Origin of the sequence: Methylobacterium endophyticum (assembly GCF_050591105.1) — a bacterium.
GTDB lineage: Bacteria > Pseudomonadota > Alphaproteobacteria > Rhizobiales > Beijerinckiaceae > Methylobacterium.
Genome location: NZ_JBNHES010000005.1, coordinates 1 through 19879, shown reverse-complemented (window position 1 = coordinate 19879; position 19879 = coordinate 1). Strand labels below are relative to the sequence as shown.

Annotated in this window: 14 protein-coding genes; 11 read left to right on the top strand and 3 right to left on the bottom strand. The window is 68.6% G+C overall.

From position 1 onward, the window contains the following. The first annotated feature begins 58 nt into the window (after window positions 1-58). From ACP56T_RS07450 to ACP56T_RS07415, 8 genes are all read left to right on the top strand, one after another. On the top strand, window positions 59-610 hold the full coding sequence (locus tag ACP56T_RS07450) for an OsmC family protein (RefSeq protein WP_430911509.1): 552 nt from the start codon (window positions 59-61) through the stop codon (window positions 608-610). 119 nt (window positions 611-729) lie between these two features. After that, window positions 730-1926, top strand: coding sequence for an acyl-CoA dehydrogenase (locus ACP56T_RS07445; RefSeq protein WP_430911508.1), 1197 nt, complete (start codon window positions 730-732; stop codon window positions 1924-1926). Continuing rightward, window positions 1923-3257, top strand: coding sequence for an FAD-dependent oxidoreductase (locus ACP56T_RS07440; protein WP_430911507.1), 1335 nt, complete (start codon window positions 1923-1925; stop codon window positions 3255-3257). The genes ACP56T_RS07445 and ACP56T_RS07440 overlap by 4 nt, the downstream gene beginning before the upstream one ends. 185 nt (window positions 3258-3442) lie before the next feature. Then, on the top strand, window positions 3443-4786 hold the full coding sequence (locus tag ACP56T_RS07435) for a CmpA/NrtA family ABC transporter substrate-binding protein (protein ID WP_430911506.1): 1344 nt from the start codon (window positions 3443-3445) through the stop codon (window positions 4784-4786). A 3-nt stretch (window positions 4787-4789) separates the two neighbouring features. Continuing rightward, window positions 4790-5644, top strand: coding sequence for a nitrate ABC transporter permease (gene ntrB / locus ACP56T_RS07430; protein ID WP_430911505.1), 855 nt, complete (start codon window positions 4790-4792; stop codon window positions 5642-5644). 11 nt (window positions 5645-5655) lie between these two features. After that, complete coding sequence (locus ACP56T_RS07425; RefSeq protein WP_430911504.1) at window positions 5656-6633, top strand: ABC transporter ATP-binding protein; 978 nt, start codon at window positions 5656-5658, stop codon at window positions 6631-6633. Window positions 6634-6812: 179 nt separating this feature from the next. Then, entirely contained in the window at window positions 6813-7298 is a 486-nt protein-coding gene (cynS, locus tag ACP56T_RS07420; RefSeq protein ID WP_430911503.1) for a cyanase, read from the top strand. A gap of 95 nt (window positions 7299-7393) precedes the next feature. Further along, window positions 7394-8557, top strand: a complete 1164-nt coding sequence (locus tag ACP56T_RS07415; protein ID WP_430911502.1) for an OmpA family protein — start codon at window positions 7394-7396, stop codon at window positions 8555-8557. A gap of 23 nt (window positions 8558-8580) precedes the next feature. Here the strand turns inward: ACP56T_RS07415 and ACP56T_RS07410 are convergent, their stop codons facing one another. The 3 genes from ACP56T_RS07410 to ACP56T_RS07400 are packed head-to-tail and all read right to left on the bottom strand — an operon-like array spanning window position 8581 to window position 10642. Then, window positions 8581-9597: a pilus assembly protein TadG-related protein gene (locus ACP56T_RS07410; protein WP_430911501.1), complete on the bottom strand. Its 1017-nt coding sequence runs from the start codon at window positions 9595-9597 to the stop codon at window positions 8581-8583. A gap of 17 nt (window positions 9598-9614) precedes the next feature. Next, window positions 9615-10151: a TadE/TadG family type IV pilus assembly protein gene (locus ACP56T_RS07405; protein ID WP_430911500.1), complete on the bottom strand. Its 537-nt coding sequence runs from the start codon at window positions 10149-10151 to the stop codon at window positions 9615-9617. Next, on the bottom strand, window positions 10151-10642 hold the full coding sequence (locus ACP56T_RS07400) for a TadE/TadG family type IV pilus assembly protein (protein ID WP_430911499.1): 492 nt from the start codon (window positions 10640-10642) through the stop codon (window positions 10151-10153). Before ACP56T_RS07400 ends, ACP56T_RS07405 begins: the two co-directional genes overlap by 1 nt. 731 nt (window positions 10643-11373) lie before the next feature. Here ACP56T_RS07400 and ACP56T_RS07395 point away from each other — a divergent pair. The 3 genes from ACP56T_RS07395 (at window position 11374) to ACP56T_RS07385 (ending at window position 19612) form a co-directional block, all read left to right on the top strand. Further along, window positions 11374-16935, top strand: coding sequence for a DUF4214 domain-containing protein (locus ACP56T_RS07395; protein ID WP_430911498.1), 5562 nt, complete (start codon window positions 11374-11376; stop codon window positions 16933-16935). Between the two features lie 547 nt (window positions 16936-17482). Then, window positions 17483-18553, top strand: a complete 1071-nt coding sequence (locus tag ACP56T_RS07390) for a glycosyltransferase (protein ID WP_430911497.1) — start codon at window positions 17483-17485, stop codon at window positions 18551-18553. 21 nt (window positions 18554-18574) lie between these two features. Further along, on the top strand, window positions 18575-19612 hold the full coding sequence (locus ACP56T_RS07385; protein WP_430911716.1) for a glycosyltransferase family 2 protein: 1038 nt from the start codon (window positions 18575-18577) through the stop codon (window positions 19610-19612). Window positions 19613-19879: the final 267 nt, after the last annotated feature.

The window sequence follows — 19879 nt, the reverse complement described above, 5'->3', positions numbered from 1 at the left end:
CGCAAGTCCCCTCGCACCGGGCCCGTCACCGCAAGGGCCGCCGGAAGAGGATGAGACCATGAGCGCCAGCCCCGCCCCGAAGACCGTCACCGCGTATCTGCGCCCGATCGACCGGGACGGGCTCATGCAGTTCGCCGAGAAGGGCCGCTGCAATCCGGGCTCGCGCGGCACCAACAAGGTCCACACCGTGGTCGACGGCCAGTACCGTACCCTGAGCTATGTCGGCGACCACCAGCCCGTCGTCGTCGACGAGCCGCTGCACCTGTTCGGCGAGAACACCGCCCCCGCGCCCGGCGAGATCGTGCTCTCGGCGCTCGGCGGCTGCCTCGCCGTCGGGATCACGGCGGTCGCCACCTGGAAGCAGGTTCGCCTCTCGCGCCTCGAGCTGCATCTCGAGGGCGACATCGGCAACCCGGCCGCCTGGGGCGCCGGCGGCGCCGAGAAGAAGCCCGAGGACATGGGCTTCCAGGCCATCCGCGTCGCGGTCACCATCGAGGGCGACGCGACCCGCGAGGAGCTCGACGAGATCGTGCGCCACGCGAATGCCTACTCGCCGGTGGCGAACTCCATGCGCAACCCGATCCCCTTCGAGATCGGCCTCGCCGGTTAGCGCATTCCGCCGAGACGGATGCCGGTTCGGCGCGAATATACGGGCCAAACCAAAGGCTTGGAGCCGCGATCGGACGCGGCTCCAGGCATGGTCCTTCCGAAATCCTGAGGAGATGCACGATGTCGAGCGCGCTCGCTCTTCGGCCGGCCGATTCCACCATGCCGGAGACGCCGTTGCCCGGCCCCGAGGGGCTCGGCTGGACGGACGGGGCCGTCCTCGCCGGGACGGCGGCCATCGCCGGGGGACCCTTGAGCGCCGCCGCCGCGGAGATCGATCGGGGCGCCTACCCGCTCGACATCATGGCGCAGCTCGGCGGGGCCGGCGCGCTCGGCGTCCATCTCGACCGGCACGGCGCGCGTTTCGGGCTGTCCATCGCCGCGATGCAGGCGGGAAGCCGCGCCTGCGGGGCCACCGGCTTCCTGATGTGGTGCCACGACGTCTGCGGTCTCTACATGGAGCAGTCGGGCAACCCGGCGCTCGCAGGCGCCCTTCTGGACGAGCATGCGGCCGGCCGGAGCTTCGGCGGCACCGCCCTCTCCAACCCGATGAAGGCGTTCGCCGAAATCGAGCCCATGTTGCTGCGGGCGCGGCGGGTCGCGGGGGGCTATCGCGTCAGCGGCATGCTGCCCTGGGTCAGCCATATCGGCCCCGGCCAGTATTGCGGCGCCATCGCGGGCGTCCTCGGCGCGGGCGAGGCGATCACCCACGAGATCATGTTCCTGCTGCGCTGCGACCGCGCGGACTTGAGGCCCTGCCCGCATTTCTCGGGCATGGAAGGCACCAGCACCTGGGGCGTGCGCCTCGACGACGTGTTCGTCGGCCAGGACGACCTCATCGCCGATCCGGCGCGGCCCTTCATCGGGCGCATCCGGGGTGCGTTCATCCTGCTCCAGTGCGGCATGGGGCTCGGCGTCGCCGAGGGCAGCCTCGACGCCATGCGCGCGGTCGAGGAGCCCCTCGGCCACGTCAACCAGTTCCTCGACGACCGTCCCGATCGGATCGCGGCGGAGCTCGCGGAGCTGCGCGTCCGCGTGATGCGGCTCGCCGAGACGCCCTATGACGGCGCGACCGACTACCTGATCGATGTCCTCGACGCCCGCTGCCAGACCTCCGAGCTCGCGCTACGCGCGGCGCAATCGGCTCTGCTGCACCAGGGCGCGCGCGGCTACCTGATGTCGGCGGCGCCCCAGCGCCGTATCCGGGAATCGCATTTCGTGGCCATCGTCACGCCGGCCGTCAAGCATCTGCGCTGGGAGATGGCGCGGCTCTCCCGCGAGATCCTGCCGGCCGCCTCCTGCGCGGGAGCGCAGGCATGACCGCCCCGGAGCCGACGGACGGGCTCGGCCCCTGGAAGCAGTTCCTCTGCCGGGCCTGCGGGCTGATCTACGACGAGGGCGAGGGCGATCCCGACAGCGGACTGGCCCCCGGCACCCGCTTCGACGACATCCCGGAGGATTGGGCCTGCCCGATCTGCGGGGTGACGAAATCCGATTTCGAGCCTTACCGGCGGCGGGCGGCGGTGGCGCCGGCGCCGCTCCCGGCGGCTCCCTCGCGCCGGCCGGGCGTGGCGATCGTCGGGGCCGGCATCGCCGGGTGGAGCGCCGCCGAGGCGATCCGGGCGCTCGACGCGCAGGTCCCGATCACCCTGGTGACAGCCTGCGGCGGCGACGTCTACCACAAGCCGGAACTCTCGGTGGCGTTGGGGCGCGGCCTGTCGCCGGACAGGCTTCGCCGGGAGACCGGGGCCGCCGCCGCCGAGCGCCTCGGCGTTCGCCTGATGGCGGACACGGTGGCGGTCGGCCTGTCGCCGGAGCCGCATAGCCTGCGCACCACGCGCGGCACGCTCGCCTATACCCATCTCGTCCTCGCCCAGGGTGCGCGGCCGGCCCTGCCGCCGGGTCTCGACCCCGCCCTGTGCTGGCGGATCAACGACCTCGCGGCCTGGACCTCCTTGCAGGCGGAACTCGCCGGCGGCCCCCGCGCCGTCGCGGTGATCGGCGCCGGCATGGTCGGCTGCGAGATCGCCGAGGATCTCGCGAGGGCCGGCCACGCCGTGACCCTGATCGGATCGGACGCGCTGCCGCTGCCCGAACTCCTGCCCGCGCCCGCCGGGCGCCGGCTCCTGGCCGGTCTCGAAGGGGCGGGCGTCCGCTTCCTCGGAAACACCCTGGTCGAGGGTCTCCGCCGCCGTCCCGAGGGCGACATCGCGCTGGCGCTGTCGGGAGGAGCCGGCATGTCCGCCGCCACGGTGATCGCCGCGACGGGGCTCGCGACCCCCGCGCGACTGGTGCGCGGCGCCGGCCTCGCCTTCGATCGCGGCATCGTCGTCGACCCGGAGACGCTGCGCACGAGCGGACCCGACATCTTCGCCCTCGGCGACTGCGTCAGCATCGGCGGGCGGCCCTGCCGCTTCATCGAGCCCGTCGCCCGCCAAGCCGAGGCCATCGCCCATGCGATCCTCGGCCGCCCGCATCCGGGCTACGCCCATGCCGCGCCGGTGATCCGCCTCAAGACGCGCTCGGCGCCCATCGAGCTGCACGGGAATCCGGTCCCCGGCGCCCCCTGGCACGTCGTGGAGCAGACGCGGGAGCGGCTGGCGATGGAACAGCGGCATCACGGCGCCGTGACCGCGTGGCTCGCCGCCTGACCGGGAAGACGATCAGGCCGGCGCGTCGCCGCCAAAGTCGACAATCTGTCGACAATGGAGGCCGGACTTTGTCGGACGGCAGCAGCGATGGTTCGCAAGCCGCTGTCGGATCAGGAAAAATCGAGCACGGACTTCTTGGCGCGACTGTTGCTGAGGACCGTGAGGCTGAAACACGGAGTTCTGCGATGGCCCCCTTCGGCTCCCGCTTCGGCCGGGGCGGCTGCCCGTGCGGCGCGCATGCGAGCCAAGCCGAGCACGAGGCGGCGGTTCCGGCGGGCGACGCGGCCATCGACCGGGCCGTCGCGGAGACGATGACGCGGGCCGTCTTCCCGCACGCCGCCGAGCGGCGCGCCTTCCTCAAGGCCGTGGGGGCCGCGACCGCCGCGGCGGCCATCGCCCAGTTCCTGCCGACGCGATTCGTCGCGGAGGCGTTCGCCGACACGGCCAAGCCCGAGAAGACCGACCTCAAGGTCGGCTTCATCCCGATCACCTGCGCCACGCCGATCATCATGGCCAAGCCCATGGGTTTCTACGAGAAGCAGGGGCTGAACGTCGAGGTGGTCAAGACGGCAGGCTGGGCGGTCGTCCGCGACAAGACCCTCAACAAGGAATACGACGCCGCCCACATGCTGGCGCCGATGCCGCTCGCCATCACCATGGGGCTGGGTTCCAACCCGGTGCCCTTCGCGGTGCAGGCCATCGAGAACGTCAACGGCCAGGCGATCTGCCTCGCCATGAAGCACAAGGACAATCGCGACCCGAAGAACTGGAAGGGCTTCAAGCTCGCGATTCCGTTCGACTACTCGAACCACAACTACCTGCTGCGCTACTATCTGGCCGAGCACGGCATCGATCCCGATACGGACGTGCAGCTTCGCTCGGTGCCGCCGCCGGAGATGGTCGCCAACCTGCGCGCCGACAACATCGACGGCTTCCTCGCCCCCGACAACGTGGTGCAGCGCGCGGTCTATGACGGCGTCGGCTTCATCCACATCCTGTCGAAGGAGATCTGGGACGGGCATCCCTGCTGCTCGTTCTCGATCGCGCAGGAGACGGTGAAGACCATGCCGAACGCGACCGCCGCCCTCCTGCGCGCGATCCTCCAGGCCACGGCCTATGCCTCGGTGCCGGAGAACCGCAAGGAGATCGCCGCCGCGATCGCGCCCGCGAACTACCTGAACCAGCCGCTCACCGTGGTGGAGCAGGTCCTCACCGGCACCTATGCCGACGGGCTCGGCGGCGTGAAGAAGGACCCGAAGCGCGTCGCCTTCGATCCCTTCCCCTACGAGAGCTTCGCGATCTGGACGCTGACCCAGATGAAGCGCTGGGGCCAGATCAAGGGCGATGTCGACTACGCGGGCGTGGCCAAGCAGGTTTACCTCGCCACCGACGCCGCCAGGCTGATGAAGCAGGAGGGGCTCAGTCCGCCGGAGGCGACCACCAAGTCCTTCTCGGTGATGGGCAAGCCCTTCGATCCGGCAAAGCCGCGTGAATACGTCGAGTCCTTCAAGATCAAGCGGGCGAGCTAGGCCATGCCCAAGACATCGAAGGCCAACACCTCGAACCTTCGCGCCGGCGTTCTTTCCCTGGCGCTCCTGGTCGTCATCCTGCTCGGCTGGCAGATCGCCGTGAGCGGCGTCTCTCGAACCGAGACGATGGACCCGGAATATGCCGCGCTCATGGGCCAGTCGGCCACCACCGGCAAATCCGCGATGCCGGGTCCCCTCGATGTCGGCGCCACGATCTGGCGCCATCTCAAGGACCCGTTCTACGACCGGGGCCCGAACGACAAGGGAATCGGCATCCAGCTCGCCTATTCCATCGGGCGGGTGGCTCTCGGCTACGGGCTCGCGGTGCTGGTCGCGATCCCGATCGGCTTCCTGATCGGCATGTCGCCGCTGATGAGCAAGGCGCTCGATCCGTATATCCAGATCCTGAAGCCGGTCTCGCCCCTCGCCTGGATGCCGCTCGCCCTCTACACCATCAAGGATTCGAGCCTGTCGGCGATCTTCGTGATCTTCGTCTGCTCGGTCTGGCCGATGCTGATCAACACGGTGTTCGGCGTCGCCTCGACCCGCAAGGAATGGCTCAACGTCGCCCGCACCCTCGAGGTCGGGCCGGTTCGCCGCGCCTTCACGGTGATCCTGCCGGCGGCCGCGCCGACGATCCTCACGGGGATGCGCATCTCCATCGGCATCGCCTGGCTCGTCATCGTCGCCGCCGAGATGCTCGTGGGCGGCACCGGCATCGGCTACTTCGTCTGGAACGAGTGGAACAACCTCTCGATCACCAACGTGATCACCTCGATCCTGGTGATCGGCCTCGTCGGCATGGTCCTCGACCAGCTTCTCGCGCGCGCCCAGCGCCTCGTCACCTTCCCAGAGTGAGGCGCCACGCGATGAGCAAGCTTCTCCCCTTCGTGCGGCGCTCCGCCGGCGCGCGACCCGACGGCCCGACCGGCCGTTCCATGCCCTCCTCGGAAAAGTTCATCTCGATCGAGGGGATCGCCCGGCGCTACCCGGCTGCGGGGGCCACCCAGACCACGATCTTCGAGGATCTGTGGCTGCCCATGCGGCGCGGCGAGTTCGTCTGCATGATCGGGCATTCCGGCTGCGGCAAGACGACGGTGCTCAACATCCTGGCGGGCCTCGAGGCGCCGAGCGAGGGCGTGGTCATCGTCGACGGCCAGGCGATCGAGGGCACCAGCCTCGACCGCGCCGTGATCTTCCAGGGCCACGCCCTGCTGCCCTGGCGCACGGTGCTCGGCAACGTCGCCTATGCGGTGTCCTCGCGCTGGCGCAAGGCCTCTCGCGCGGAGGTCGAGGCGCGGGCGAGGAAGGCCATCGCCACGGTCGGTCTCGCGGGTGCCGAGCACAAGCGGCCCTCCGAATTGTCGGGGGGCATGAAGCAGCGCGTCGGCATCGCGCGGGCGCTCTCCATCGACCCGAAGATCCTGCTGATGGACGAGCCGTTCTCGGCCCTCGACGCGCTGACCCGCGGCACCTTGCAGGACGAGGTTCGCCGCATCTGCATCGAGACCGGGCAGACCGTGTTCATGATCACCCACGACGTCGACGAGGCGATCTACCTCGCCGACAGGATCGTGCTGATGACGAACGGCCCCCAGGCCAAGGTCGCCGAGATCGTCGAGAACCCGCTGCCGAAGGATCGCGACCGCACGCAGCTCCACCACGCGCCGGGCTATTACGCCCTGCGCAATCATCTGATGGACTTCCTGGTGACGCGCTCGAAGAGCCTGCGCGACGAGGGCATGCCGCCGGGATACGACCAGCGCCATCCTCCCGTCGTGCGGCCCTCGTCGAGCGGGATCGATCCCGACCCGATGGATGCCGCGCCGCCGGCCAAGCGGGTCTGATCCGAGGGGAAGGCCCTGTCGTGCCAGTCTCCCGCCGCCGCCTTCCCGGCGCGGGGGATCCGCGCGTGCCTCGCCCGTTGCCCGCTTGCCTCTTGCCCCCCTGCCTCTTGCCCGCCGCCACCCTGGAACGACACACCTTTCACCCGGCCGCCCCGAGCGGCCATTCCTGGAGAGACACGATGAAGCGCGAAGACCTCACGGAGAAGCTGCTCGACATCAAGCGTGAGAAGGGCTGGACCTGGAAGCACATCCAGGCGGAGATCGGCGGCCTCTCTCCGATCCTCATCACCGCCGCCTGCATGGGCCAGATGAAGCTCCCCAAGGCTCAGGCGAGGAAGGCGGCCGAGCTGTTCGGGCTGTCGGCGGCCGAGGAGCGCATGCTCAACGAGGCGCCCTATCGCGGCTCGTTCCAGGCCCCGCCGACCGACCCGCTGATCTACCGCTTCTACGAGCTGGTGATGGTCTACGGCACCACCTGGAAGGAGCTGATCCAGGAGGATTTCGGCGACGGCATCATGTCGGCGATCGATTTCAACATGGAGATCGAGCGCGAGCCCAACAACAAGGGCGACCGCGTGAAGATGAGCCTCTCGGGCAAGTTCCTCCCCTACAAGTATTACGGCGCCGAGGACGGCGTCCCGGAATACGGCTTCAAGGAAGGCTGAAGGCCGCGGACGGGCCGGCCCCCGGAGATGCCGGGGCCGGCCCGCATTCCGGTCCCGCACATCGCCCGGCGCCGGCCTGTCCGATATCGACAAGGGTGTTCGAACCTGCTGAATTGCGCCCCGTCGCCGAATGGATGGTCTCGGAGAGCGCCGACCCTATGATCCGCATGCTCGTGTGTGCCGCCGCCCTCCTCCTGATCGCGGCGGGACCGCCGCCGGCGCGACAGGCCGCGCCTCCCGCGCCGCCGCTCAAGGCGGGGGCGATCCCGCCGGGGGACGCTCCCGGCGCGCGGGATGCCGGCGCCCTCCCGCGCTATGCCGGAGCGATCCTGCTCGAGAGCAAGGCGAGCGCCTTCGACGAGTTGGTGCTGCCCAACGCGAAGCTGGAGCGGCGCGAGGACAAGGTGGACGCCAACAACAACGCCCTCTTCCTGCCGCCGGAGCCTCCGACCGTGGAGGGCCGGCTGACGCGCATGAGCTATCTCCTGCCCGAAGGCCGCTCCGTCCTGGAGGTGGTGCGGGGCTACCAGCAGGCGGTCAAGGAGGCGGGTGGCAGCGTTCTCTTCGAGTGCAACCGCGACGAGTGCGGCGGCTCGGCGGTGTCGGCGGCGCGCTCGGGCGGGAGCAAGACCGGCATCGTTCACATGCTCTACCCCTACGACATGATCTCCGGCCCCTGGACCGAGTGCGTGTTGCAGGAGGACCGCGCCGGGCAGCGCTATACCCTGCTCGATCTGCCTAAAGGGGCGGGCAAGGCCGCGGTGCTGGCCTGGACCGTGGGAGACGTCTCCGCCGGCTCGAACTGCAAGTCCTGGGTCGGACGCACGGTGGCGCTCGTCGTCACCGTGGAGACCGCCGCGCGCGAGCAGCGCATGGAGACGGTCGCCGCGAGCGCCGTCGGCCAGGGGCTCGACCGCGACGGTCGCGTCGCGCTCTACGCTATCCAGTTCGACACGGCGAAGGCCGAGGTGAAGCCGGAGAGCCAGCCGCAGCTCGCCGAGCTCGTGAGCTTCCTGCGCGGCGCCCCCGCGACCAAGGTCCTCGTGGTCGGGCACACCGACAATCAGGCCGGGGTCGACTACAATCTCGATCTCTCGCGGCGGCGTGCGCAGGCGGTCGTCGCCGCCCTGACCGGCGCGGGGATCGCCGGTGCGCGGATGGTGCCGCAGGGCGTCGGCATGGCGGCCCCGCTCGCGAGCAACGACACCGAGGAGGGGCGCGCCAAGAACCGCCGTGTCGAGCTCGTCAAGCTGAACTGAGCCGCTTTTCCGCCTCGGCTCATTTACTTGATCAGGATCACGCCGACCTGAGATGTCGCGGAGTTGGTCGAGCAGGCCACTTTGTACGCGGCGTCGTTGTAGTCGTAGTCGTCGGACGTGCCGCCCATGTCGTTCCAATAGAAGGCCAGGGTCTTGCCGGCGGCCTCGCTACAGTTGACGGCCGCGTAAGCCGGCAAGGCCGACAGGCAGGACCCGCTCTTGAGAGAGCTCGACGAGCCGGAAACGAGCACCTGCAAGTTGCAGTCCTTGCTGACGGAGCCATACGCCTGTGAACTCGGCGGCGTCAGGTGCGAGTAGAACCAATGGCTCGTCCCCTGGGCCGCACCGTAGCCGTTCCGCCCATAAGCGGTGATGCCGCCGGTGACGTTCTTCAGCGCGAAGCCCATCTTCTGCCCGGCGGTGATCGTCGTGGTGATCGTCTTCGTGGTGTTCGAGCTGACGTTCGAATAAAGCAGCGTCAGCTCCGAGCTGGCGGGCACGCCTCCGTCGCTCGGTACGATATACCAATAGATATAGTTGGCATCGGCGGCGCTGCTGGAGAAACCCGAGAGCGTCGACGAAATCGTGTAGGTCGCGTTCTGCGCGGTTGCCGTTACCTGCACCGATGTCGAGCTGGCGGCCATCTTCATCAGAGAATTCGAAATGGATGAAGAGGCCGTCACCGTCACCTTATAAAGCGTGGCGTTTCCGCTCGTCGTCGCGCTCGGCGTGGTCGTATAGGTGACGCCGTTGTTGACGGTGAGCTTGGCGATCGCGGCATCCATATAGTTCTTGGCTGCCGTGGTCGCCGTGGAGCTTGCGGAAGACGACGTATAGGCTGTTGCTCCCGCGAGAGCGGCCGAGTCAGCGGCCGCCTGGAGCTGGGCGCGCAAATCCACGGCCTGCATCAGGTCGAGACCGGTGCCGGCGAACAATATGAGGGCGACGAGAGCCGCCGCGAGCCAAATGACGAACGAGCCGCGGCGATCGCGCCGGAAATCCGCGGCCAAGGCGAGCAAGGGACGTTGCATATCGATCATCCTGCGGTTCGGTCGATTCAGCTGCCGTAGGCGACGGCCGAGCCGTTGCGCGGGCGCGCGAGCGCGGTCCCGGTCAGCGTGAAGCTGGAACCGAGCGGGAAGGAGATCGGCAGGCTCAGCGTATAGGTGGCGCAGACCACGATGGTGCTGTCGCCGCTGGCCGTCACCGCACTCTTGGCAAGCGTCGCCGCGGTCGAGATGGCCGATACGCTCCCGCAGGTCGTATCGGTCCAGACGATGGCCGGCGCCGAGGTCGTGCTGGAATAGCTGACGCTGGCCACGGACGCCTTGAGCGTCGTGCCGGAAAGGGGCTGGATCGACAGCTGTCCCGCCGTGCAGAAATCGCCGATCACGCTGGCGCTGACGCTGTCCTGCTGGGAGACGAGATCGGCGAGATTGCGGGCGGCGGCGACGGTGAGCATCTTGGCCCGCGCCAGGAGGAAGCACTGCACGCTCCCGAAGCAGGCCAGGAGCAGGAACGGCACCACCAGCGCGAACTCGACCGCGCCCAGGCCACGCCGGTCGTGCCAGAGACGACGGAACGCGGAGGGCATCAGTAGCTCTCGTTCTGGAATGCGAGCGTCGTCATGATCAGGATGTTGCCGCTGAACCCCGCCGCCTTGAGGAGCGACGAGAAGAAGGCCGGCTTGCTGTAGGCGGCCTGCACCAGCATGTCGGACCCCGAGCTTCCGGCGGCGAAACCGGTGCTCGACAGGGTGCCGGTGCTCGATACGGCGATGACGCTCAAGCTCGCGAAGCTCGATGCGGACTGGACGTTGTAGGTGATGCTGGCGCAGGGGATGGCCGGGGATGCCTTGGCGCAGACGGCGGCCTTGAAGGTCGCCTCCGTCGCGGTGCCGGTTCGGATCAGGCGGCTGGCATCACGGGCGGCGTTGTCGAGGGCGCTCTCCATCAGCAGGCACAGTCCGACCTCGGTCCAGGCGCAGAGGATCACCAGGAAGATCGGCGACAGCAGCGCGAATTCGATTGCGGCGGCACCGCTCTCGTCGCGCCGACAACGTCGCACATGTCCGAAACTGCGCATGTGTGAGCCACTCCTACGAGGCGGCCATATTGTGTGGGAAAAATGCCCACGCTGAAAGAAAACAGATAATTGTTTATAAATCGTTAAAACCAGGGGGTTCGAACTCATAGGTCTCGAACTTGCGTGGCGATGAAAATCTCAAATAAAACATAATACAATAAGGGCAAAATAAGTAGAAAAGCAATATAATTACAGATGGACGGCGCGCTTCCGGTAATCGTTTCGCATGCAGCCGATCCGGCCTGGGATATGGCTCGCGGGCCGGTCGAGCGGACCTGTTTCCGGTCCACGCCTGCGCGCGTTCTCGGGTGGGACGGCTCGAAGCATCGAGCCGCGCGGGACCGTAGGCGGGCGCTCAGGCGCCGGGAGAGGGTGTCTCGCAGACGTCTCGGAGGGCCCGGTCACTGCCAGAGAGCGGCGAACTCGGCGAGCTCCTTGCCGTTGAGATGCGACACCGCCCAGAAGGCCATGCCGCCGGCGCGCCAGCGCACGTAGTTGTAGCCCTCGCACATCCTCGCATGTCGGCAAAACTTCAGACCATGCGCGACGGTGAATTATTCCTGGCGCTCGAAAAAGTCCGTCCGGCCCGCGAGCCTGCGTTCGCGGCGGTTGCCGCTCCCCCTCCTCCGGCCGTGAATCGCGATCGTCGCGAATAAATCGGGCCGCCGCCGGGTCTGGTTATCAGACCGGGCGCGCGCGGGGGTGCGGTCCGGGCAACGGAGAGGGATGTCATGGCCGGACCGAACGACGCGACGGGGACCGTCACGGTCGTCTCCACCAGCGCAGCGGGCGTTCCGGGGAACCTACAGAGCACGCATCCGGTGTTCTCGCCCGACGGCCGGCATGTGGCCTTCGTCTCCAACGCCAACAACCTGGTGACGGCCGACACGAACGGCACCTCCGACATCTTCCTCAAGGATCTCACCACGGGCGCGATCACGCTCGTCTCGGCCAACGCGGCCGGGATCGAGGGCGACAGCGGCAGCTTCAACCCGGTATTCTCGGCGGACGGCACCAAGCTCGCCTTCTCGTCCTTCGCGGGAAACCTCGTCTCCAACGACGCGGATCTCAATCTCGGCATCTTCGTGAAGGATCTCGCCACCGGCGCCGTCACCATGGTGACAAGCGATTCCGTCGGAACCCCGGTCGTGACCAACACCGCCGCTCCGGTCTTCATGCCGGGCGGGACCAGCGTCGCCTTCATCTCGTCGGCCAAGCTGACCCCGGACGACACCAACGGCAACCTCGATCTCTACCTCAAGGATCTCGGCACCGGCACCGTCACGCGCCTGTCGGCCAACAGCGACGGCTACCTCTTCAATCCCGTGCTCTCGCCGGACGGGAAGGCGTATGCCGTGCTGTCCTCCTCCGGCCTGACGCCGGACGCATCGGGCTTCTACAATCAGCTCTATGTGCGCGACATCGCCAGCGGCGCCTACACCCTCGTCTCCCGCGCGGCGAACGATCCCGACGGGACGCCGGGCGCCATCGCCGACCGGGGCGTCGGGACACCGGTCTTCTCGCCGGACGGGAGCAAGGTCGCCTTCTGGTCGAGCTCCGACAACCTCGTGGCCGGCGACGCGAACAACAGCGACGATCTCTTCGTCAAGGATCTGAGGACGGGCGCCGTCACGCTGGTCACGGCCTCGCAGAGCGGCGCGCAGGGCGGCAGCGGCGGCCAGAACGACCCGCCGGTGTTCTCGGCGGACGGCACCAAGATCCTGTTCTCGTCCTACGGGAACTTCCTGGTGCCGGGCGACACCAACAACCAGTACGACGTGTTCGAGAAGGATCTCATCACAGGCGAGGTCACGCGGCTGTCCACCGCAGCGGACGGCACGCAGGCGAGCCTCGGCGGCTTGCAGCCCGCGCTGTCGCCGGACGGGAGCAAGGTTGCGTTCCTGTCTGGATCGAAGGATCTGGTCGCCGGCTTCACGCCCAGGGAAGGCGACATCTTCGTCAAGGAGCTGGTCGTTGCGCCCGTGAACACGCCGCCGGTGGCGAGCGACGATACCTATGTCGTGACGGCCGGCACCCCGCTCGCGGTCGCTGCGTCGGGCGTCCTCGCCAACGACCGCGACGCCAACGGCGATACGCTCTCCGCCGCCCTGATCTCGGGGCCGTCGCACGGAACCCTCGCCCTCGATCCCTCGGGGGCCTTCACCTACACGGCGGCGGCCGGGTTCCACGGCCAGGACGGCTTCACCTACAAGGCGTCAGACGGGCAGGCGCAGAGCGGCCTCGCCACGGTGACGCTCACCGTCGACACGCCGCCGGCGGCCAGCGACGATCGCTACACGACCCGCCAGAACGTGCCGCTCACGGTCACGGCGGCCTCGGGGCTGCTGGCGAACGACCACGATACCGACGGCGACCACCTGACGGCGGCGCTCGTCTCGGGCCCGTCGCACGGTACCCTCGCGCTGAACGGGGACGGCTCGTTCACCTACACGCCGACGACGGGGTACGTCGGCAGCGACAGCTTCACCTACCGCGACAGCGACGGCATCGTGCCGGGCAACGTCGCCACCGTGTCGCTCGGCGTGACCGCGAATTTCGGCGACATCGTGCGCGTCTCGACGGATTCCGGCAACGGCCAGATCGCGCGCGGCGGCAACAACCCGACCGTCTCGCACGACGGCACCAAGGTCGCGTTCTGGTCGAGCAGCGACTACGCGGGCGAGGGCGACGGGAGCCGGCTCTACATCAAGGACCTGACGACCGGGACGGCGACGGTGGTCTGGCAGGAGGCCACCTCCGACTACCGCAGCAACATCGCGTTCTCGCCGGACGGCCACACGATCGCCTTCGAATCCGCGACCGGGTTCCAGGTCGAGGACACGCTGACGAGGACGGCGACCACGTTCCCGCATACCGGCACGTTCCGAGGGGCCGAGTTCTCGCCCAACGGCAGCCAGATCGCCTTCTACACCGACGCCGCGCTCATGCCGAGCGACACCAACGGCCAGGTCGACGTCTATATCCTCGACCTGCCGACCCGGTCCCTCAACCGGGTCTCGACGGCGAGGGACGGCTCGCAGGGCGTCGGGCCCGCGCGCACGGACTTCTTGTCCTACGGGCTCGCCTTCTCTCCGGACGGCGGTAGCATCGTCTTCTCGTCGGGGCTCCACGGCCTCACCGGCGACCAGTACGACAGCTCCGCCGACCTCTACATCAAGGACCTGAGATCGGGCGACATACGTCAGTTGACCCACGGCACCCACGACCCGGTCTACGACCTCGCGACCCTCAGCTACGTGGACGGCTCGCGCTACGGCGCCGACGCGGACGTCACATCGGTCACGATGTCCCCGGACGGCAGCAAGGTCGCCTTCGTCAGCCAGGCGAGCAACCTCGTGAGCGGGCTCCCCACGAGCCCCAACCCGGTTCCCGGCTTTCCGCCGATCCACTTCAATCAGGTCTTCGTCCTGGATCTGGGCACGGGCCAGATCACCGTCGCCTCGTCGGCGGCGGACGGGGGCGCGGCCGTCGACTCCACCCTCGCATCGTCGCCGTACGTGCTGCACGGCACCTACGCTCCCGTCTTCTCGCCGGACAGCCAGAAGATCGCCTTCCGCTCGACGGCGGACAACCTCGTGCCCGGCGATACGAACGGGGCGCAGGACGTCTTCGTCAAGGATCTGACGACCGGCGCCATCACCCGCGTCTCGACGACGGCGGACGGCGCGCAGACCTCCGACAGCACCGATCGCCTCCCCTCCCAAATCGGCTTCTCGCCGGACGGCACGAAGATCGTCTTCAGCTCGGAGGTGGACAATTTCGTCCCCAACGACACGAACGAGGCGATCGACGTCTTCCTCAAGACGATCCGCTACCCGCCGACCGCCGTCGACGACCGCTGGTCGCCCTACGCCTACCAGCCCCTGGTGATCGACGCCGGCCGCGGCGTGCTCGCGAACGACACCAGCCCGAGCGGCTCGGCGCTGACGGCGACGCTCGTCTCCGGGCCGGCCCACGGTACGCTCGACTTCCACGCCGACGGCTCGTTCACTTACACGGACGGGCGCGACCCCGCCAATCCGAATGCGTATTACTTCGGTCTCGACCAGTTCACCTACAAGGTGAACGACGGCATCAGCGACAGCAACGTCGCCACCGTGCATCTCGGAATCTTCCCGACGGGCGGAGGGGGTTCCTGGGGCTTCCAGGGGATCGGCGGATCGAGCGGCGGCATCCACGGCGATCCGCATCTCATGACCTTCGACGGGCGCGCCTACGACTTCCAGGCGGTCGGCGAGTTCGCGCTGGTCCATGGCACGAATGTCGAGACGCAGGTCCGCCTGGGCGCGGTCGGCCCCGACGCATCCTCCGTCACGGCGGTCGCCACCCGGATCGGCGGCACGGTCGTGGAGCTGGACGCCGGGACGGCGCATCCGCTCCTGATCGGCGGCGTCGCGCACGATCTCGCGGATGGCGAGGCCTTGCAGATCGGGCACGGCTTCGTGAGCCGGGCCGCCAACATCTACACGGTGGTGGGGGATGCCGGCGACGGCTTCTCGGCGGGCGTCGCCTCGACCTTCCTCGATTTGCAGATGCTGCCGTATTCCGCCTCGGTCGGTCCGGTCTCGGGCCTTCTCGGCAACGCCGACGGCAATACGGCCAACGATTTGGCGCTCGCCGACGGGACCGTGCTCACGGGGGAGGTGTCGGCTGCGACGCTCTACGGCAGCTTCGCGGATTCGTGGCGCGTCACCGATGCCACCTCGCTCTTCACCTACACCGCCGGGCAGTCCACGGCGAGCTTCACGGACCGGAGCTTTCCCTCGAAGACCATCACCCTCGCCGATCTCGACCCCGCCGTGCGGTCGGCGGCCGAGGATGTGGCGCGGGCGGCCGGGCTTCAGGAGGGGACGCTCCTGTTCACGAACACCGTGCTCGACATCGCCCTGACCGGCAATGCCGAGTACGCCTCGGCGGCCGCCGGGCTCCAGAGCGCAGGCGTCGTGGTTCCCGCGCCGGAGGCGCCGGGCCTCGTGCTCTCTCACGACACCGGCTCCTCGTCGCTGGACGGGATCACCTCGGATGCCGCCCTGACCGTGACACCCTCGTCCGCCGGCGGCACGCTGACCTATACGGTCGACAGCGTGGTTCTGGCGACCTACGACCCCTCGAGCCTCTCGCAAGGGCCGCACACGGTCTCCGTCACCCAGACCGACGCGCAGGGCCGCGCGGCGACCTCGGCGGCGGTCCGGTTCACCCTCGATACGATTGCGCCCATGCCGAGCATCGCGGCCGCGAGCGGCGCGGCCAGCACGGTCGGCCATGTCGTCTCGGGCACGGCGGACGCGGCCGATGCCGGCGGGACGATCACGCTGTTCGACGGCGCCGCCGCGATCGGCACGACCGCCAGCGACGCCTCGGGACACTGGGCGATACCGATCGTCTTCGACGGCGACGGCACCGGGCACGCCTACCACCTCACCGCCGTGCAGACGGATGCCGCCGGCAATACCGGCACCAGCGCGTCCTTCGATCTGACCCTCGATTTCGCTCCCAACCGGTCGGCGTTCGGCGCGCTCGCGCATGACGCCGCGAGCATCGGCGGCGAGATCTATGCCCTCTACGATGCCCCTCTCGGCCGCGCGCCGGACGACGCCGGGCTCGCCTGCTGGACGGACCGCATCGCGGCGGGCCTGAGCCTGCACGACGCGGCGGCGGGCTTCCTGGCCTCCCCGGAATTCGCGGCCGGCTATGGGGCCGCCGGGGGCGGCAGCGACGAGACCTTCCTGGAGCATCTCTATCAGGTCGCCCTCGGGCGCGCCCCCGACACGGCGGGGGAGGCATATTGGGAGGGGCTCCTCGCGGCCGGCACATCGCGCGCCGACGTGGCGCTCGCCTTCGCGCTCTCGCCGGAGAACGAAAGCCAGATCGCCCCCGCACTCCAAGCCGGTGTCTTCGCGCCCGACCCGACCGCCAGCGACATGGCCCGGCTCTACTACGGCCTCCTCGACCGTGCCCCGGACGAGGCCGGGCTTCGGTTCTGGACCGCGCAGGCGACATCCGGCGCCCCGGAACTGTCGATCGCTCAGGCATTCCTGGATTCGCCGGAGTACGCCGCCCCTTACGCGACCCTCTCGGACCAGGCGTTCCTCGCCCATCTTTACGAAGGAGCGCTCGGCCGCAGCCCGGATCAGGCCGGCCTCGACCACTGGCAGGCCGCCCTCGACGCCGGCCGGAGCCGGGCCTCCGTGGCGCTTGCGATCTCGGAAAGCCCCGAGGCGATGCTCCACCACCTCCCCGTCATCGAGCAGGGCTGGCATCTGGTCGCCTGAGCGGGCTCGACGGCCCGATCCGCGGTCGCCGAACGTCTCGCCTCCCCCCCTCGATAGCGCCGATGCCGTCGCGGTCCGGTAGCGGGTGGCGAGCGTTCGGTTCGGATCATGCCGTTTCCCGAACGGCCCTCACGGCACGTCGTCCGGGCCGGGTGGCCATCATTCCTTCGGGTTTGTCAAAGATATTCTATCTGCGAAAGCCTGCATTTGCTTAATAATACAATGCATCGAAAGATGATTCTCTCTTTCGCACGCTTTGTCGGCCCCAGGGTGTCGCTCTCGCCAGTCTCCACAGAAATTCACGCCGGAGTGGCGTCGTGTTGGATACATTTCGCACGACGCGGATTTCACCATGGAAGCGCTGTGGGCTTGGCATCGCTCCGGACTATGCGCAGCCCGTTGGCGTGAGCCCGCCATAAAAGTCGTGACGTCGTGATTGTCTTCAATTCGCTCTCGGTGGCTGACGGAGAAACAGCATCGTCAACGAGGTCGAAGTGAATCCGATATTTCCGTTGTTGTCGGGTTGTGTGGAAAGGCGCTCTCGCTGGTGAAAATCGCGATTCTCGCTCATCTCAAATACCCGATCGCGCAACCTTTTGCCGGCGGTTTGGAACGCCATACGCATCTGCTGGCGTCACAGCTCATCAAACGCGGTCATTCGGTCACTCTTTTCGCGGCGCGCGGGTCGGACCCGGATATCGGGACCGTCGATATCTGCGATCCGACCGGAGACGACTGCGAGCGGATCGTCGAGACGAACGCCTACCGGACCGTCATGGCGCGGGTTGCCACGGGCGGTTTCGATCTCGTTCACAACAACGCGTTGCATGACTTGCCTCTGCGGGAGAGCCGCACCCTGGCGCCACCGATGGTCTGCGTTCTCCACACCCCTCCGTTTCAGCCCTATGCCGCCGGCATGCGCGCCTGCGCGCCGGAGATGCCGCTCATCGGCGTATCGCGCTCGCTGGCCGATGAATGGGCGGAGATCGCGCCGGACGTTCAGGTCGTCGAGAACGGCATCGACGTGCAGGCCTTTCCGTTCGCGCCACATCCGGTGACACCCGCCTATGCCTTCTGGAGCGGACGCATCGTGCCGGAAAAGGGCTTGCATCTGGCAATCGAGGCGGCCCGGCTGGCCGGGATGCCGCTCGCCTTCGCCGGTCCGCGGCATCCGGGCTCCTACTGGCAGACGGCGATTGCGCCGCGATTGGGACAGGATGTGACGGATCTCGGGCATCTTTCGCAGCCTGATCTGGCCCGATGGCTGGGCGGAGCGCAGGTGGCTCTCGTCTCACCCTGTTGGGAGGAACCGTTCGGGCTCGTCGTCGCCGAGGCGCTCGCGTGCGGGACGCCGGTCGCAGCCTTCGGTCGCGGCGCGTTGCCGACGATCCTCGACGGGGCAACGGGCCGTCTCGCCGCGCCCGACGATGCGCGCGACCTGGCACGGGCCGCGCGCGAAGCCATGCGTCTCGATCGCTCGGCCTGCCGGCGGCGGGCCGAGGCGCTCTTCGACGTCGAGCGGATGATCGACGCCTATGAGGATATCTACGGACGTCTTGTTGCGAGCCGCGACAGGCCGGCCGCATCCTGGCGTCTCCCGGCTTTGGCGAGCGCCTGATTGGACGCGGCGCTCCCCGCCATGGTCGTGCTGCCGGCCCATGACGAGGCGGATCGCATCGCGCGGGTGCTGGCGAGCTTGGCGAACCAGTCGGGATACGGCCCGGCCCGACCGTTGCCGGTCCTGCTCTTCGCCAACAATTGCCGCGATGGCACCGTGGAGGCCGCCGAGAGCCTCGCAGCCAGCCCTGCGGGTGCATCGCTGGCGCTGACGGTGACGACCGCCGAACTGCCGCCGCATGAGGCGCATGTCGGTACCGCGCGACGGCAAGCCATGGATTGCGCCGCCGAGCGGATCGGCCCGTCGGGCGTTCTGCTGTCGACCGACGCCGACGCATGGCTGCCGCCGAGCTGGGTTGCCGCCAATCTCGCCGCCCTCGCCGATGCCGAGATCGTCGGCGGCAGGTTGGTCATCGACACTGTCTCGACCGATCCGCTCCGGCTCGCCCTGCATGCGAAGATCGAGCGATACTGGGCGCAGGTGCGCGCCATCGAGGATCGGCTCGACTCGCCGGCACACGATCCGGCGCCGCGGCATGGCGATCATACCGGAGCGAGCCTCGCATTGCGGGTCGCGACCTACCGGGCGGTGGGGGGCTTGCCGGCCCTGCCGCGCGGTGAGGACAACGCGCTCGTCGGCCGGGTGGTCGAGGCGGGCGGCCGGTTGCGGCACGATCCGGCCGTTGCCGTATGGGTCTCGGACCGTTCCGTCGGTCGCGCGGATGGAGGTATGGCCACCGACATGGCGCGCCGGCAGGCGGTCCTCGACGGCGAGGATCCGTATCTGCTTCCTGCCCCAGCCCATTGGCAGCGGATCGTGGCCCGGCGAAGCGCCTTGCGGGCCGCCTGGCGAGAGGGTGCGAAGGCGGCGACGATGGCTCTTGTCCGCCTCGGCCTGGGGACGGAGAGCGTTGCCGCCGTAGCCGTGCCGACCTGCCCCAACGCCATCGCCTTCGTCGAACGTGCCCATCGGCAGCTCGAACGGCTGGATCCGCCGGCGCCCGTCCTCCCGCTGGACGATGCGCTCACCCGGTTCCCGTATCCGGGGGCGCGTATCTGATGCGGCCGATCGGCTACTACGCCCATCATCAGGGCGCGGGACACTGGCAGCGGGCTTGCGCGGTCGCTGCGCGCCTTGCTCGACCTTGCACCGTGATGGGTACGGTGGCGCCGTCGCCGGGAGAGCCGCCTCCGAGGCAGCTTGTGATTAGGCGTGGAATAAGGACCCCGTTTTTGGGGTAATCGGCGTCCAAACGGGACCCCAGGACAAGTCATCCACACTGCCTTCCGGCTCGAACGGGAGGCTTGCGCGGGATGTTGGTCGTGG

What these genes read in the sequence shown, in the direction of transcription:
- ACP56T_RS07405 (WP_430911500.1), bottom strand. Translation starts at nt 10,151, where the DNA reads ATGCCCTCCGCGTTCCGTCGTCTCTGGCACGACCGGCGTGGCCTGGGC.
- cynS (WP_430911503.1), top strand. Translation starts at nt 6,813, where the DNA reads ATGAAGCGCGAAGACCTCACGGAGAAGCTGCTCGACATCAAGCGTGAG.
- ACP56T_RS07385 (WP_430911716.1), top strand. Translation starts at nt 18,575, where the DNA reads ATGGTCGTGCTGCCGGCCCATGACGAGGCGGATCGCATCGCGCGGGTG.
- ntrB (WP_430911505.1), top strand. Translation starts at nt 4,790, where the DNA reads ATGCCCAAGACATCGAAGGCCAACACCTCGAACCTTCGCGCCGGCGTT.
- ACP56T_RS07410 (WP_430911501.1), bottom strand. Translation starts at nt 9,597, where the DNA reads ATGATCGATATGCAACGTCCCTTGCTCGCCTTGGCCGCGGATTTCCGG.
- ACP56T_RS07450 (WP_430911509.1), top strand. Translation starts at nt 59, where the DNA reads ATGAGCGCCAGCCCCGCCCCGAAGACCGTCACCGCGTATCTGCGCCCG.
- ACP56T_RS07445 (WP_430911508.1), top strand. Translation starts at nt 730, where the DNA reads ATGTCGAGCGCGCTCGCTCTTCGGCCGGCCGATTCCACCATGCCGGAG.
- ACP56T_RS07435 (WP_430911506.1), top strand. Translation starts at nt 3,443, where the DNA reads ATGGCCCCCTTCGGCTCCCGCTTCGGCCGGGGCGGCTGCCCGTGCGGC.
- ACP56T_RS07440 (WP_430911507.1), top strand. Translation starts at nt 1,923, where the DNA reads ATGACCGCCCCGGAGCCGACGGACGGGCTCGGCCCCTGGAAGCAGTTC.
- ACP56T_RS07395 (WP_430911498.1), top strand. Translation starts at nt 11,374, where the DNA reads ATGGCCGGACCGAACGACGCGACGGGGACCGTCACGGTCGTCTCCACC.
- ACP56T_RS07425 (WP_430911504.1), top strand. Translation starts at nt 5,656, where the DNA reads ATGAGCAAGCTTCTCCCCTTCGTGCGGCGCTCCGCCGGCGCGCGACCC.
- ACP56T_RS07400 (WP_430911499.1), bottom strand. Translation starts at nt 10,642, where the DNA reads ATGCGCAGTTTCGGACATGTGCGACGTTGTCGGCGCGACGAGAGCGGT.